The following is a 17835-nucleotide window of genomic DNA, read 5'->3' on the forward strand; positions in this document are numbered from 1 at the left end:
TGCGGTGGCGGGGTTGTTGTTCGTCGCGCTGCTGACTCCCGGGGCCTACCGCTCGTTGCTGTCCTCCCTCTTCTGACGACACTCCAGAAGCGTCTCATTCGTGCAACATCTGGGTCCGCGGCGGGCATCTCCCGCTGCGGTATAGCGTATTTAACCTTACTGGTTCATCAGGGTTTTGATTGATAGTGTCCGCGCATTTCTAGGGGAGGTTCGCAGTCATGAGCAAATCTATCCTGGCCATCCGGACGAGCAACGGGCCGCGCGCCGCAGCGGTGTCGATATGTCTTATTTCTGCTACATGTATACACGCCGCCGGTGCGGCGGAGGTCGAGGAGATCGTGGTGACGGGGTCGCGCATCGCGCGCGCGTCCGACTTCGAAAGTCCTTCGCCAGTGGTTACGGTCGATCGCGCCAGCATCGAGAAATCGGGCTACAGCAATCTGCAGCAGTTGATGGAGAAGATGCCGAACAACGGCAATGGTTCGTTCTCCACTCGCGGCAATAACCAGGACTCGACCGCCAATGGCGCAGCCTCGATCAGCCTGCGCGGCTTCGGCGCAGACGCGACTCTGGTACTGCTGAATGGCAGGCGGGTCGCCATCAATGCATTCGCCGAGAACATCACCACGAATTTCGTCGACATCAATTCCATTCCCGTGGCCGCTATCGAGCGGGTCGAAGTGCTCAAGGACGGTTCCTCCGCCGTTTACGGTTCCGACGCGGTCGCCGGTGTCGTCAACATCATCACCCGCAAAGACTTCGATGGTTTCGAAGCCTCAGCCGGCTACGGCAGCGCCGACGGTTATGACGAAGTCACTGCGTCGGCGGTCTGGGGTATCGGCAGCGAGGATTCGAACGTCACGATGGTGCTCGACTACTTCAAGAACACGAACCTGTTCAATGTCGAGCGCGGCAGCCTGGGTTCGGCCGACCAGACGGCCCGAGGCGGCGAAGACTTCCGCTCTTCGCGCGGCTACCCGGGACGTTTCATCGTCAATGGCGTCGTCACCCGCGATCCCGGATGTCCCGCGGACAGCATCGCCGGCTCCAGCTGCGTTTACGACTTCGGCATCTGGAACGTGCTGATTCCCGAATCCGAACGCACCGGGTTCATGCTGCTCGCGCATCAGACGATCGCAGCCAATACGGAACTCTTCGGCGAACTGGAGCTGCAGCACAACACGTCATTCGCGCAGGGCGCACCGACGCCGCTCGACGGCGGCGCCGGACTCTCGGTGCCCGTCACGCATCCGGACAATCCGTTCCCTGCGGCGACGTCGATCCTGATCGATCGCTACCGCACCGTGGATGCCGGTCCGCGCCAGTGGAACATCGAAAGCAACAACGTGCGCGCAGTGCTGGGACTGCGCGGCTCGTTTGCCGATTGGGACTGGGAAGCCGCTGCACAGCGTTCGCGCGGCAAGTCGGAGCAGACGGGCAATCGCGGTCAGGGCTGGATCCGTACCGATTTTCTGCAAACCGAAATCGATGCCGGACGCTACAACCCATTCGGCGGGGTTCAGAATCCGCAACCCACGATCGATGCCATCAACACCAGTCTCGTGCGACGCGGCGAGTCGGAACTGGAGATGTACGACGTTCAACTGTCCGGTGGACTCTTCAACCTGCCGGCAGGCGAAATAAAGATGGCGGCCGGCGCCGAGTATCGCGAGGAGAGCATTTCGGATATTCCCGACGATCAGTTCCAGCGTGGCCTGATCTTCGGTACCGAAGCCGTCATGGCCGATGCCGCACGCGATAGCTGGGCGCTGTTCGTCGAGTTCTCCGTGCCGATCCTCGAGAGCCTGGAATTGAGCCTCGCTGCGCGTTACGACGACTACAGCGACTTCGGCGACACCACCAATCCGAAGATTGCCTTGCGCTGGGCGCCCATCGATTCGCTGGCGTTCCGCGCATCCTGGGGTACGGGATTTCGCGCGCCGTCGCTTGCGCAGATTGGCCTGGGTCCCTCGCAGGAGTCGAAATTCTTCACCGACACCTACGGCTGCGCAGACAACCCAGACTACTGCGCGACGACCGACTACAACATCGAGTACGTCGGCAATCCGGATCTGAAGGCCGAGGAGTCGGACACGCTCAACATCGGCGTGGCGTGGAAGCCGAACGACGCCATCGAGCTGACGCTGGACTACTGGGATATCAAGCAGGAAAACAAGATCGACAACATCTTCAGCCTGTTCTACACGCAGTCCTGCAATGTACAGGCCAGCACCGTATGCGAACGAAGCGCGCCGCTGCCCGGTGACACGCTGGGTCAGCTCCAGCTCATCCACGGCGAGATCATCAACATTTCCGAACAATCGGCGACAGGCATCGACTTCGGTGCATACGCAGGATTCGCCATGGGGCCAGGGCGGCTGACGCTCGGACTGAACTATGCGCGCCTGCTGAAGTTCGAGCGCGTGGAACTGGCGGATGACGGGGTGACCTTCATCACCCGGCCGCTGGAGGGCGAGTACGAGTATCCGGAAGATCGCGCACAACTGACCGCGGACTGGGGCACTGACGTCTGGGGCATCTATGCGAGTCTCAACTACATCGGCCCGTTCCAGGACATGCCGGACGCGGACTTCGACACACGACTCGACTACGACACGAACGACACCCGCGACGTCGGAGACTTCACGACCCTGAATCTGCAGCTGCGATACACGGGCTTCGGGAACGTCAAGCTGCTGCTGGGTGTAGACAACGCGTTCGACGAGAAACCGCCGTTCGCCGTCGGCGACGGCGACGCAGACCTCTATGGCTACGTTCAGAACGTGCACAGTCCGCGCGGCCGTTTCTGGAACGCCAAGGCCATCCTGAGTTTCTGACGAGTCAACGCTCAACAACGACACGGGGGATCGACCGCATGAAAAGGCAACACGGCTTGATCGTGACCATGCTGACGCCGGTGATTCCGTTCACCGCCGGCGCTCAGGAAGGCAGTCTCATCGACGAAATCATCGTCACCGCGCAGAAGCGCGAAGCGTCCCTGCAGGACGTGCCGTTCTCCGTCGCCGCCATGACCGAATCGCAGATGCGCGACACGGGCACCGGCAACATCGCCGAACTGTCGCGCAACGTCGCCGGCCTCACCATCACCGATCTCGGTGCAGGACAAAGCCAGGTTGCGATCCGCGGCGTCAGCGCCGGTCAGGTGGTGCGCGATCTGGTGGGCGGCGTGAAGGAATCGGTCGGCGTCTATCTCGATGAGTCGCCGATCTCGCAGGCCCTGTTCACGCCGGACCTCGATCTCTTCGATCTCGAACGTTTCGAAGTGCTGCGCGGTCCGCAGGGCACACTGTTCGGCGCCGGCTCGGCGTCGGGCACGTTGCGTTACATCACGCGCGCACCGCAGCTCGGCAAGTTCGAGGGCGCGGCCGAAGCGAATCTCTATACCGGCACCGACACCGACGTGGGCGGCGGCTTCAAGGCTGCGCTGAACGTACCGATGGGCGAAGTCGCCGCGCTGCGGCTGGTGGGCTACTACGACGAGATTGCCGGCTTCATCGATTCGTACTACCCCGGCCGCAATGTGCGCGAAGACGTGAACAGCGGTTCGAAGACCGGCGGGCGCGTTTCATTGCTGATCCAGCCGAACGACGTCGTCTCGATCACGCCGCGCATCGTCTACCAGAAGCTGGAGACCGACGGCTATCCGCGCATCGACGTCTACAACATCCTCGGCAATCCCTACACTACGACGCAGCCCGCGGTGGATCCCGGCGAACGCGGCCAGGTCACGCAGCTCACCGAAGGACTCGACGACGAGTTCCTGCTCGCCGACCTGAAGATGGAATTCGGTCTCGGCGCCGCGACGCTCACATCGGTCACGTCCTATACGGATCGCGACGTGGTGGTGACGCGCGATGCCAGTTCGCTGTCCGGCAGCGTGACCTACGGTTCGTTCGCCGGCACGCCCGCCGAAGTACGGCTGAATTCGCCCCTCATCGACACGACCAGACTCAAGGCCCTCAGCCAGGAACTGCGGCTCGCGTCGAGCGGCGAAGGTACGTTCGAATGGCTGGTGGGCGCGTTCTATCAGGACATCGATCGCGACTACGGCCAGGACCTGCCGACGCCTGGCTATGACCTGGTCCTGACGAGTCGCGGCCTGCCGCCCAGTTCGGGCTTCAATGCGCCGCCCGACACGCCGTACTACTCGCAGGTCGATTTCGACTTCAAGCAGATGGCGCTGTTCGGCGAAGCGACCGTTCATTTCAACGAACGGTGGGCGCTGACCGGCGGCATCCGCTACTACGACTTCGACGAAGATCGCGTGCTGACGTTCGCCGGCGTGTTCGCCGATCAGGGTTACACGGACGAGCCCGGCTCGACGAGTTCCGACGGCTATTCGCCGCGCGTGATCCTCACCTTCGAGCCGAACGACGACGTGCTGCTGAGCGCGCAGGTGTCGCGCGGCTTCCGGCTCGGCGGCATCAACGATCCGCTGAACGTGACCCTGTGCAGCGACGACGACCTCGTCACCTACGACGGTCATCCGGATTTCTCCGACGAGAAGAACACCAACTACGAGATCGGCGCCAAGACACGCTTCGCCGACGGCAGGGTGCAGTTCAACGCCGCGGTGTTCTATTCCGACATCGACGACCTGCAGGTGATCGCCGATGCGGGTTCGTGCTCCTCGCGCATCGTCCTCAATGCGCAGGCCGAGTCGATCGGCGGCGAGATCGAACTGCTGGCGCGGCCGAACGCGAACTGGGATCTGGGCCTGTCGGCGACCTACATCCAGGCGGAAATCACCGAGTCGCGGCTGACCGGCACGGGCGATCCGATCGCGGGTATCCGCGACGGCAATCGCCTGCCGACCTCGCCGGAACTCCAGGCGGCCGCAAGTGCGACGTACCACTGGCAGTTCAGTTCGCAGCTCGATGGTTTTGCGAATCTCACGCTGCAGCATGTTGGCTCTTCGTGGACGCAGCTTGCGGACCAGGAAGCGCCGTTCGGCTGCGTCGGCGTGACCGCGGGCTGCACGGGACCCGGCTTCTTCGCCTTCGGCGATCCGACGATCACGGGCTTCACGTTCGATCCCGAACTGCCGAGCTACGAGATCGGCAACTTCCGCATCGGTGTCCGCACCGGTCAATGGGAGGTCGCTGCGTTCCTGAACAACCTCTGGGACGAACGCGCCTACCTGTCGGTGGATCGCGAACGCGGCACCCGCGCCCGTGTCGGTTATCTGACCAACACGCCGCGCACCTACGGACTGTCGGCGCGCGTGACCTTCTAGGACTCCGACTGTGGGGCCGGCTTCAGCCGGCCTCTGAAAAGTCAGGCTAAAGCCTGACCTACAGGAAGAAACCGGCCCCACAACAACGACGAATCCGTGAGTATGATGCGGCTCATCCGTCTGCAACCGGAGCCGCATCCGATGATCCGCGCATCCCGCTCCCTGTTTTCGACGACGGCAGTCGTACTCGCGCTGCTCGCACTCACCGGTTGCGAGCGTTCGCCGCCGGCCGCAGACAACGCCAGCGCCGCCAAAGCGGCCGGCCAGGCCGCGTGGTCGAGTTTCGTCGATCGCGTGATCGAGCAGTCGTTCGTTCTCAGTCCGCCGTTCGCCGTGTCCGCCGGCCGTCACGAATTCGACGGGCAGTTGCCGGACTGGAGCGCGGCGGGGTTCGCCAGGGAACTCGAGTTGCTCGAGAAGTCCCGCGATGAAGCGGCCGGATTCGGCGACGCTGCCCTGTCTGCCGAACAGCGTTTCCAGCGCGACTACGTGATCGCCGTGCTCGACCGGGAAATTTTCTGGCTGCGCGATGCGCGCCAGCCGTTCACCAACGTCTCCTATTACTTCGATCACGGACTCGATCCGGCGACCTACATCACCGTGCCGTACGCGCCCGTCGATGAACGTCTGCGGGCGTTCATCAGATATGCGAAGGCGATTCCCGGCGCGCTCGCCCAGGTCCGCGCCAATCTGCAGACGCCGATGCCGCGGACCTTCGTCGAATACGGCTGGCGCGGCTTCAAGGGCTTCGCCGACTTCTATCGCAACGATGTGCCGCAGGCATTCGCCGAAGTGAAGGACGAAGCGCTGCAGGCGGAACTCAAGGCCGCCATCGAGCCGGCAGCGCAGGCGATGATGGACATGAGCCAGTGGGTCGAAGCGCAGCGTGCGCAGGCGACCGACGACTACGCGCTCGGCGCCGAACGCTTTGCCGCCATGCTGAACATGACCGAGCGCGTCACGACGCCGCTCGACCGGCTCGGCGCGATCGGACGCGCCGATCTCGAACGCAACCTCGCCGCGCTCGCGGACGCGTGCAAGCAGTACCTGCCCAGGGGAACGATCGCGCAATGCGTTGCGAAGCAGGAGGCGAACAAGCCGCAGGGCGGTCCGGTGGTCGCGGCACGCGCGCAGCTGACGGAACTGCGCCAGTACCTCGTCGATCACGACATCGTGTCGATCCCGGGCACGGAGGAAGCGAAGGTCGATGCGGCACCGCCGTACAACGCGCAGAACGCGGCCTACATCAACATTCCCGGGCCGTACGAAACGAACATGCCCTCCGTGTACTACATCGCACCGCCCGATCCGACCTGGACCAGGGCCGAACAGCTTGCCTACATCCCCGGCGAAGCGAGCCTGCTGTTCACCTCGGTGCACGAGGTGTGGCCCGGTCACTTCCTGCAGTTCCTGCATTCGAACCGTTCGTTGTGGCGCTTCGGCCAGCTGATGGTCGGCTACGCCTTTGCAGAAGGCTGGGCGCACTACACCGAAGAAATGATGGTGGAGCAGGGACTGGCGCAGAACAGTCCGGAACGTCACATCGGCCAGCTGCTCAACGCGCTGCTGCGCAACGTCCGTTATGTGTGCGCGATCGGGTTGCACACGCAGGGCATGAAGGTGTCCGAGTGCGAGCAGCTGTTTCGCGACAAGGCCTATCAGGACGCCGGCAATGCGCGACAGCAGGCGGCGCGCGGCACGTACGATCCCGCCTATCTGAACTACACGATGGGCAAGCTGATGATCCGCAGACTGTACGCCGACTGGCAGGCCGAGAATCGCGGCAAGTCGCTCAAACAGTTTCACGATCAGTTTCTGTCGCACGGCGGTCCGCCGATTCCGCTCGTGCGGGCGCAGATGCTGAAGAATCCGGGAGACGAGCTGTTCTGACGAACCGGCTTCGGGCATTCGGCATTCCGCAGGGTCTGATGGCGCACCGCGGAAGAACCCTGAAAGCGTGATCCAGTGCCGGAAGGCGGTATGCATGTGAACCACGTCCGCATGCATGTGATGCAGGCCGCCGGATTTCCTCGAATTTCCCGCGGAAATCCGTTCAAACCGTGATCGGCATTCGCTTACGGGAATCCCCCGCCCGTCAAGAATATGTCATCACTTTGTCATGTGTGCCGGACCCGATGCTGTTGCCGAGAGAGCAGGATTCCTGCGACGACGCCCGATGCCGGGCGTCTCAGGCACTTCGGTTCGCGGGTCTGGCGTGTGCCGTTGTTCTGGCAACGCCGGTGCCGGGCGCGTCGCTGCAGTGGGACGGCAATGGCGCCGCGCCGCCCGGCGGCGCGGGCACCTGGAATCTCGTCAATCTGCGCTGGTACGACGGTTCGACCTATCGGGTCTGGGACAATCTCGCGCTCGATGACGCCGTCTTCGACACGACCGCGGGCACCGTGACGCTCGGCGCGCCGGTCGTCGTTCACAACGTCACCTTCACGATCAACAACTACACGATCACCGGCAGCACGCTGACGCTCGGCGGTGTCGATCCTGCCGTCGCAGTCGCGACGGGCACCGCCACGATCAATTCGATCATCGATGGCGTCGCGGGACTGACCAAATCCGGAACGGGCACGCTCGTGCTCGGCAACGACAACCTCTACACGGGTACCACGACGATCGCCGAAGGCACGCTGCGGGTCGGCAACGGCAGCACGACGGGCACGCTCGGCAGCGGCGATGTCGTCAACGACGGCACGCTCGCCTTCTCGCGTTCCAATGCATTCGACGTCGCGAATCTCATCAGCGGCTCCGGCAACGTGACCAAAGCCGGCGCCGGCGTCATGACGGTGACGGCCGACAACACCTACGCCGGCACGACGACGATCAGCGCCGGCACGCTGCAGCTCGGCAATGGCGGTACGAGCGGCAGGATCGGCGCGGGCACGGTGACGCTGTCGAACGGCGCGGGACTGGCCATCGATCGCAGCGATGTGCTGACGATCGCGAACGTTGTCGCGGGCACAGGTGGGCAGCTGCGCCAGCTCGGCACGGGCACCACCATTCTGACGGGCGCGAATACCTACACCGGCGTGACGACCATCGGCGCGGGCACGCTGCAGATCGGCGACGGCGGCACGACAGGTTCCGTCGGCGCCGGTGCGATCACCAACAATGGCACGCTGGTGATCAATCGCAGCAGCAATCTGTCCATGGCGAACATCATCAGCGGCACCGGCACGCTGCGCCACGATGGTACCGGCACCACGACGTTGAGCGGCACGAGCACCTTCACCGGCGCGGTCGAACTGAACGGCGGCATCGTGCAGGTCGGCAACCTGCAGAACGGCGGCATCGGCAGCAACCTCGGCGCATCGGACGATGCGGCGACGAATCTGATCTTCGACGGCGGCACGCTGCGTCTCACCGGCGCGGCAGCCCGCAGCACCGACCGCAATTTCACCATCGCCGACGGCGGCGCAACGCTCGAAGGCAACGGGACGGGCGCGGGCCTGCTGACCTGGAACGGCACGGCGTCGTACGACGTCGTGGACGAGGCTCGCAGTTTCACGCTGGGCGGCACGGCCAGCGGCAACATCTTTGCCGGCGCGCTGGTCGACAACGGCGCGGGCGCGCTGTCGCTGACCAAGTCGGGCGCAGGTCGCTGGGTCCTGACGGGCAGCAATGCATACACCGGCGTGACGACGATCAATGCGGGGACGTTGCAGGTCGGCAACGCCGGCACGAGCGGAACGCTCGGCAGTGGCGACGTCGTCAACAACGGCACGCTGACATTCATGCGGTCCGATGCTCTGGAGGTGAGCGGGGCGATCAGCGGTACCGGCGCCGTGAGGCAAACCGGTTCCGGCACGACGACGCTCACGGGCAACAACACTTATGCGGGTACGACGACGATCACTGCCGGCACGCTGCAGATCGGCAGCGGCGGTACGAGCGGCACGCTCGGTACGAATACCGTGTCGGTATCGGCCGGCGCGGTCCTCGCCATCGATCGCAGCGACGATTACACGATCGGCCGGGTCGTGAGCGGCGCGGGCGCGCTGCGCCAGGACGGCGCCGGTACGACGATACTGACCGCCGCGAATACCTACACCGGTGCGACCACGATCGACGCCGGCACGCTGCAGATCGGCAACGGCGGCACGACCGGCGCGCTCAGCGCCACGACGGTGATCACCAACAACGGCACGCTGTCGATCGATCGCAGCAATGCACTCTCGATGACGCACGTCATCGGCGGCACCGGCGTGCTGCGGCAGGCGGGATCGGGCACGACCACGCTGACCGGCGCCAGTACGTTCAGCGGCGGTGTGGAACTCGATGGCGGCGTGCTGATCGCCAGCAATCTCCAGAACGGCGGCGTCGCCAGCAACATCGGCGCCTCCGGCAATGCCGCAGCGAACCTGCGCTTCGACGGCGGCACGCTGCGCTACACCGGCGCGGCGCGCAGCACCGACCGGAACTTCCTGATCGAAGACGGCGGCGCAACGATCGAAGGCAGCGGCGCGGGCGTACTGACCTGGACCGGCACGGCGTCCTACGACATCGCCGACGAGGCGCGCCGCCTGACGCTCGGCGGCACCGCGAACGGCAATCTCTTCGGCGGCGCGCTCGTCGACAACGGCGCGGGGGCGGTCTCGCTCATCAAGTCCGGCACGAGCCGCTGGATCCTGGGCGGCGACAATACCTATTCCGGCACCACGACGATCGCTGCCGGCACGCTGCAGGTCGGCAACGGCGGCACGACGGGCACGCTCGGCACGGGCGACGTCGCGAACAACGGCACGCTGACGTTCTCTCGATCGGATGCGTTCGCAGTGGGCAATGCGATCAGCGGTACCGGTGTCGTGACGCATACGGGCTCGGGCACGACGACGCTCACCGGCAGCAACACCTACGCCGGCACGACGACCATCAGCGCCGGCACGCTGCAGATCGGCAATGGCGGCACCAGCGGCACGCTGGGCACGGGCACCGTCACGAACAACGCGACACTCGCAATCGATCGCGGCGATGCGTACATCGTCGATCGCGTCGTCAGCGGCACCGGCCAGCTTCGCCAGCTCGGCGCAGGCACCACGATCCTCACCGCCGCGAACACCTACAGCGGCGCGACGACCATCAGCGCCGGCACGCTGCAACTCGGTAACGGCGGCACGACAGGGTCGGTCGGCGCCGGAGCGATCACCAACAATGGCACACTGTCGATCAATCGCAGCAGCAATCTGTCCATGGCGAACGTCATCAGCGGCACCGGCACGCTGCGCCACGACGGCACGGGCATCACGACACTGAGCGGCACGAGCACCTTCACCGGCGCGGTCGAACTGAATGCCGGCGTGCTCGCCACCGCCAACCTGCAGAACGGCAGCGTCAGCAGCAGTATCGGCGCGTCGGACAGTGCGGCAGCGAATCTGCGTTTCGACGGCGGCACGCTGCGCTATACGGGCGCCGCTCGCACCACCGATCGCAATTTCCTGATCGAAGAGGGTGGCGCCACGCTGGACGGCAGCGGCTCGGCCGCGCTCACCTGGAACGGCACGGCGTCCTACGACATCGCCGACGAGGGGCGCAGCCTCACGTTGATCGGCACGCGCGTCGGCAACATCTTCGGCGGCTCGCTGACGGACAACGGCGCGGGTGCGCTCTCGCTGACGAAGTCCGGCACCGGCAGCTGGATCCTCACCGGCAGCAACACGTACTCCGGCGACACGACCATTGCAGCGGGCACGCTGCAGGTCGGCGCCGGCACGAGCGGAGCGCTGGGCAGCGGCAATGTCATCAACAACGGCGTTCTCACGTTCTCGCGTTCCGATGCCGTGACGATCGCGAATGCGATCAGCGGCACGGGCAATCTGACCAAGGCGGCCGCCGGTACCACGACGCTGACGGGAACGAATACCTACGCCGGCGCAACCACCGTCAGTGCCGGTACGCTGCAGATCGGCAGCGGCGGTACCGGCGGCACGCTCGGCACGGGCGCGGTGTCGGTGGCGAGCGGCGCCAATCTCGCCATCAATCGCAGCGACGGCTACACGCTCGATCAGATCGTCAGCGGTGCTGGCGCGCTGCGCCAGATCGGCAGCGGCACGACCACGCTGACCGGCGCGAACACCCGCACCGGCGCGACGGCGATCACCGCGGGCACGCTGCAGGTGGGCGACGGCAGCACGAGCGGTGCGCTGGGTACCGGTGCCGTGTCGATAACCAGCGGCGCGAATCTGGCGATCAATCGCAGCGATGCCGTTACCTTGCCGGGCGTGATCTCGGGCGCGGGCGGTCAGCTTCGCCAGATCGGCACCGGCACGACCATCCTCACGGGGACGAACACCTACACCGGCGCGACGACCATCAGTGCCGGCACGCTGCAACTCGGCAGCGGCGGCACGACGGGCGCGCTCAGCGCCACCACGGTCATCACCAACAACGGTACGCTCGCCATCGATCGCAGCAATGCGCTGACGATGGCTCACAGCATCAGCGGTACCGGTGCGCTGCGGCAGGCAGGTACCGGCACGACCACGCTGACCGGTACGAGCACCTTCACGGGCGCCGTGGAGATCGACGGCGGCGTGCTGGCCGTGAGCAATCTCCAGAACGGCAGCGTCAACAGCAATCTCGGCGCGTCGGGCAGTGCCGCGACGAACCTGCGTTTCGACGGCGGCACGCTGCGCTACACGGGCGCGGCCCGCACCACCGATCGCAATTTCCTGATCGAAGACGGCGGCGCGACACTCGATGGCAGCGGCACGGCAGCGCTCACATGGAACGGCACGGCCTCTTATGACATCACCGACGAGGCGCGCAGTCTCACGTTGACCGGCACGCGCGCCGGCAACATCTTCGGCGGCGCCCTGACCGACAACGGCATGGGTTCGCTCTCGCTGACCCAGGCCGGGACGGGAAGCTGGATCCTCACCGGCAACAACACGCACTCGGGTACGACGACGATCGCTGCCGGCACGCTGCAGGTCGGCAACAACGGCGCGACCGGCACGCTGGGCAGCGGCGACATCGTCAACGACGCTGCGCTCGTGTTCTCGCGCACCGGTGTACTCGAGGTGGCGGGCGCGATCAGCGGGTCGGGCAGCGTGACCAAGGCGGCGGCCGGCACGACGATCCTCGCCGGCAACAGCGCTTACACGGGAACGACCACGATCAGCGCCGGCACGCTGCAGATCGGCAACGGCGGCACGAGCGGCACGCTCGGCAGCGGCAATGTCGCCAACGATGCGACGCTGACGTTCCAGCGCTCCGATGCATCGAGCATCGCCAACGACATCGCCGGCACGGGCATGCTCAATCAGTCCGGCAGCGGCACGACGCAGTTGAGCGGCACGGTCGCTGCGAATGCGATCAACATCAACGCCGGCACGCTGCAGATCACCGGCGCGCTCACGACGCCCACTCTCCTGCTCGGCTCGATACTCGATGTGCAGGGAACCGTCAGCGCCGCCGCGTCAGCGCCTGTCGCGATCACGGGAACGGCGGATGCGAACACGCTGCGCATCGGCAGCGCCGGCCTCCTGCGCGCGACGGGCACGCTCGGCGGCGGCAACGATGTCCTCGACATCGCGGGAACGCTCAACACGGGCGCCGGTACGCTCGATCTCGGCGCGGACGACGACACGCTGATCCTGCGCGAAGGCGCCAGCATCATCGGCGGTGTCTCGGGCGGCAGCGGCATCAACACGCTGCAGCTGCACATCGCAGCGTCCGCGAACCTCGCTGCCATCAGCTCGTTCCAGGAACTCGGCAAGTTCGGCACCGGCGATCTGACCATCACCAGCGTCGTGACGGATCTCACCAGCGTCGCTGTCGATGAAGGCACGCTGGAAGTCACGTCGACAGGCGGCGTGAGCGGCGTCACGACCGCAGCCGTCGCTGGCGGTGCAACGCTGCGTGTCGACGGCAGCTTCGGCGGCAGCGCCGGCAACGATGCATGGACGATTGCCGGCACGCTCGCCGGCACCGGCACGATCGATCTGGCCGGCGGTGACGACGTACTCACCCTGCGCGACGGCGCCGTGCTCGATGCACCGGTCAATGGCGGAGCGCAGACGCTGGCCGACACGCTGATCCTCGACAACGCCACCGCACTGACTCTCGGCGGTACGGCAATCACCGGCTTCGAGCAACTGATCAAGTCGGGCGCAGGCATCGCAGAGTTGACCGGCGCGCATACCTACACCGCGGGCACGAGCATCGACGCGGGCACGCTCGCGGTGGTCGGCTCGCTCGCGACACCGTCGATCTCGCTGGCGGATGCGACGACGCTCGATGTGCGCGGTACGGTTGCTTCCACCGTCGTCTACGGCAGCGCTGGCGCCAACAGCATCGTCGTTGGCGGCGCCGCGACGCTGAACGCCAGCGGCGACCTCGGCGATGGCGACGATCTGCTCGATGTCGCCGGCACGCTCGATACCGGCGCCGGTCTGTTCGATCTGGGCGACGGCGACGATACGCTGACGATTCACGATGGCACCCGGATTCTCGGCACCGTGGCCGGCGGCGGCGGCAACAACACGTTCCATACGGCCATCGCCGGTACCGCGGATCTGGGGGCCGTGACCGGCTTCCAGTCGCTGATCAAGACCGGTGCGGGCACGCTGAACATCCATGGGCCGGCGCCTTCCGGTTTCGCCTCCGTCGCTGCGAATGAAGGAACGATTCATGTCGCCGCAGCGGGCAATGTCGATTCCGTCGTCAGTACGACGGTGGCCGGCGGCGCAACGCTGCAAGTAGATGGCGGCTATGGTGGCAGCGTCGGCGCGGATACCTTCGACGTGTCGGGCAACGTGTCAGGCGCCGGCACCATCGACCTGGCCGGCGGCGATGATGTGCTGATCCTGCGCGATGGCGCTGTGCTCGCCATGTCCGTGAGCGGCGGTTCCCAGACGCTGGCCGATACGCTGGTCATCGACAACGCGAGTGCCTTTACGCTCGGCGACACGGCGGTGACGGGCTTCGAACGCCTGATCAAGTCGGGCGCCGGTGTCGCCGAACTCGGTGGCACACATGTTTATAGCGCCGGAACGAATCTGTCCGCAGGCACGCTCGTGATCGGCGGTTCGCTCGTCACGCCGTCGATCTCGCTGGCGGATGCGACGACGCTCGAAGTGCGCGGCACCGTCGATCCGACGGTCGTGAGCGGCAGTGCCGGCATCAACCGCATCATCGTCGGCAGCGCCGCCACGCTGAATGCCAGCGGCCATCTCGGCGCCGGCGCCGATGTGCTGGACATCGCCGGCACGCTCGATACCGGTGCCGGCACGTTCGATCTTGGCGACGGCGACGATACGCTGACGATTCACGATGGCACGAGGATTCTCGGCACCGTCGCAGGCGGCAGCGGCAACAACACTTTCAACGCGGCGATCGCGGGCACCGCCGATCTCGGTGCCGTGACCGGCTTCCAGTCGCTGATCAAGACCGGCGCCGGCACGCTGAACATCAACGGGCCGGCGCTTTCCGATTTCTCATCGGTCGCTGCGGACGCAGGAACCATTCACATCGCGGCGGCCGGCAGCGTCGGCGGCGTCACCAGCGCAACGGTTGCCAGCGGCGCGATGCTGCACATCGACGGGAGCTATCGCGGCAGCGCCGGCGATGACCGGTTGACCGTGGCCGGCACACTGAACGGTTCGGGCCTGATCGATCTCGGCGACGGCGCGGATGTGCTGGACGTGCCCGGCACGCTCGGCCTCGGCCCGAACCCCCTCGATCCCGGCGCCGGCGACGACACGCTGATCGTGCACGACGGTTCGCGCATCGATGGCACGGTTGCCGGCGGCAGCGGCAGCAACACGTTGAATACGGACATCGCCAGCGAAGCGAATCTCGGTGCGGCGACGGGCTTCCAGTCGCTGGTGAAATCCGGTGCCGGCATCCTGCACATCAATGGCGCCGCAACAACTTCCGTCTTCGATTCCGTCGCCGTGACAGCCGGAACGCTGCATGTTGCCGGCGCGGCCACGGTGGACCCTGCGACGACATCGATCGCCGCGGGCGCGACACTGCAGGTCGATGGCAACTACTTCGGCACCGCAGGCAATGACACGATGACGGTCTCCGGCACCGTGTCCGGCGCCGGTGTCATCGACCTGGGCGACGGCGACGACACCCTCACGCTGAACGATGGCTTCGCCATCACCGGGCGCATCGGCGGCGGCGCCGGCAGCAGCGATGTCATCGTCCTGAACAATGCGTCCGCGCTGTCGTTCGACGCCGCTGTCACGCAAGGATTCGAGCTGCTCGACAAGCGCAACACGGGCATTGCGACGCTGGTGGGTTCGCAGAGCTTCGCCGCCGTCGGCCTCGCTGCCGGCACGCTGATAGTGAGCGATTCGTTGCAGACCGCAGCACTCACGCTGGGCGACGACACGCTGCTGAGAATCGGCGGCGTCGCCGATGCGGCCACGCTCACAGGCAGCGCTGGCAGCAATCGCATCATTGTCGACGGCGGCGCAATGCTGCAGGCGAGCGGCTCGCTCGGTGCCGGCGCCGATACGCTCGATGTCGCCGGCACGCTGTCGACGGACGGCTTCGATCTCGGCGCTGGCGATGACACGCTGATCATTCACGACGGTACGCGCATCACGGGAGGGATCGCTGGCGGCGCCGGGGCGAACACGTTGAGTACCGACCTGAACGTCGGTGCCGATGTCGATGCGGTGACCGGATTCCAGTCGCTGCTGAAGCGCGGCGCCGGCGTGCTGAATCTGAATGGGCCGGACGCATCGAGCTTCGATCATGTCGGCGTCGCCGCCGGCACCGTCAACGTGGCGGCGGCGGGCCACGTGATCGACGTGCGCACGACCGCGATCGCGCAGGGCGCAACGTTGAATGTGGATGGAACCTACGCAGGCAGCAGCGGCGCCGATTCCCTGCTGTTGCTTGGAACGCTTTCCGGCGCAGGTACGATCGACCTGGGCGCAGGCAACGACCTGTTCACGCTGCGCGACGGCGCCGTGCTGGCCGCCCGCGTCGACGGCGGCGAGTCGCAGGGGCAGGGCGATACGATCCAGATCGACAATGCGGCCGACATGACTTTCGATCCGCAGCGGGTCACCGGCTTCGAGAATCTGCTGAAGCGCAACGCCGGTGCGCTGACGTTGCCCGGTCCCGCCTCGTTTGCAGAGAGCGTCAATGTCGATGCCGGCATACTGATCAGCACCGACAGCCTGACATCCAGCCGCATCGCCATCGCAAGCGGCGCCACGCTGCTGGCGAGCGGCACCATCACCGGCCACGTCAGCAATGCCGGCACTCTTTCGCTCGGCGGAGCAACGTTCGAGCGACTGGTGATTCGCGGCGACTACCTCGGCGTCGACGGCCTGCTGCAACTGCGCGTGGCGCTCGGCGATGACGTGTCGGCGTCGGACCGGCTCGCCATCGATGTCGGTGCGGTGTCGGGAACGACGCGTGTGCGCATCCTGAATCAGGACGGGCTCGGCGCGCGCACGACCGGCAGCGGCATTCAGCTCATCGAAACCGGCAATGGCGCGACCACGGCCGGCGATGCCTTCCGTCTCGACGCACCGGTGCTCGCGGGTGCCTATCGTTACGAACTGTTCCACGGCGGCGCCGAGGATGCCGATCCGCAGGGCTGGTATCTGCGTTCGCTCGCGCCGGTGCGCGACATCGCTTCGCTCGCCACCTCGCTCGTGCCGGTGTTCCATCACTATGGCGTGGGACTCGTCGGCACCCTGCAGGATCGCGAAGGTGCGCGGTTGCAGTCGGAGTGCGATGGCACGGCGGAACACGGTTGCCAGTGGGGTCGCGTCTGGTATCGCTCCGGCAAACAGAACGCCCGCGATGGCAGTGCGGTCTTCGACTACGACACCGCGAGTCTGCAGATGGGCACCGACATCCACGTCGACAGTCGGCGCAATCGCGAGGATCGCGGCGGTCTGTGGCTGAACATCGGTTTCCTCGGCGCCGATCCGCTGCGCGATGACGGCTTCAGCGCCGGCGAGGTACAGGCGCGTGCGTACAGCCTCGGTACCTATCTGACGCATCGGGACACGGATCACTGGTATCTCGACTCGTCGCTGATCGCCACGTACTTCGACGGCCTGCAACTCGAGCCGCGGAACGATGCCCGCATGACCGCCAGCGCCTGGTCGCTCGCAGGCTCGATCGAGGGCGGTCGTCGCTTTCAGCTGGGCTCGCGCTTCTCGATCGAACCGCAGCTGCAGGTGATTGCCCAGCACATCAAGCAATCCGACGCAGAAACCGTCGGTGCCGACATTCTCTTCGAGGACAGCGACACGGTGGTCGGTCGCGCCGGCCTGTCATTCGTCGCCGACATCGATCCGGAACGCTGGAATCTCTGGCTGCGCGCCAACTACTGGAGCGATCTCGACGGCGATGCGCAGACCACGATTCGCGCCGACAGCGGCGCTGCCACGGTCTTCGCCCAGGAGTTCGACGAGCGCTGGCTCGAAATCGCCGCCGGTGTCACGGCGAAATTCGGTCGCCGTGGCCGCATGCATTTCAGCGTCAGCAATGCCGAAGGTCTTGGCGACAGCGAGAGCGAATCGCTGCAGGGCAATCTCGGCGTCCAGTTCCAGTGGTGATCGCTGCCGGTCGCGAGGCGGCGATCG

Annotated in this window: 4 protein-coding genes; all 4 read left to right on the top strand. The window is 65.8% G+C overall.

The window, feature by feature from the left end:
* Nucleotides 1-218 precede the first annotated feature (218 nt).
* On the top strand, nucleotides 219-2837 hold the full coding sequence (locus tag V7D81_RS11870) for a TonB-dependent receptor (protein ID WP_324316736.1): 2619 nt from the start codon (nucleotides 219-221) through the stop codon (nucleotides 2835-2837).
* A 38-nt stretch (nucleotides 2838-2875) separates the two neighbouring features.
* On the top strand, nucleotides 2876-5257 hold the full coding sequence (locus V7D81_RS11875; RefSeq protein ID WP_324316737.1) for a TonB-dependent receptor: 2382 nt from the start codon (nucleotides 2876-2878) through the stop codon (nucleotides 5255-5257).
* 141 nt (nucleotides 5258-5398) lie between these two features.
* The gene (locus V7D81_RS11880; protein WP_324316738.1) at nucleotides 5399-7147 is read left to right on the top strand and encodes a DUF885 domain-containing protein; all 1749 of its coding nucleotides are present in this window, start codon (nucleotides 5399-5401) and stop codon (nucleotides 7145-7147) included.
* A 350-nt stretch (nucleotides 7148-7497) separates the two neighbouring features.
* The gene (locus V7D81_RS11885) at nucleotides 7498-17808 is read left to right on the top strand and encodes an autotransporter-associated beta strand repeat-containing protein (protein WP_324316739.1); all 10311 of its coding nucleotides are present in this window, start codon (nucleotides 7498-7500) and stop codon (nucleotides 17806-17808) included.
* Nucleotides 17809-17835: the final 27 nt, after the last annotated feature.

It is taken from the genome of Povalibacter sp. (assembly GCF_036735925.1).
GTDB lineage: Bacteria > Pseudomonadota > Gammaproteobacteria > Steroidobacterales > Steroidobacteraceae > Steroidobacter.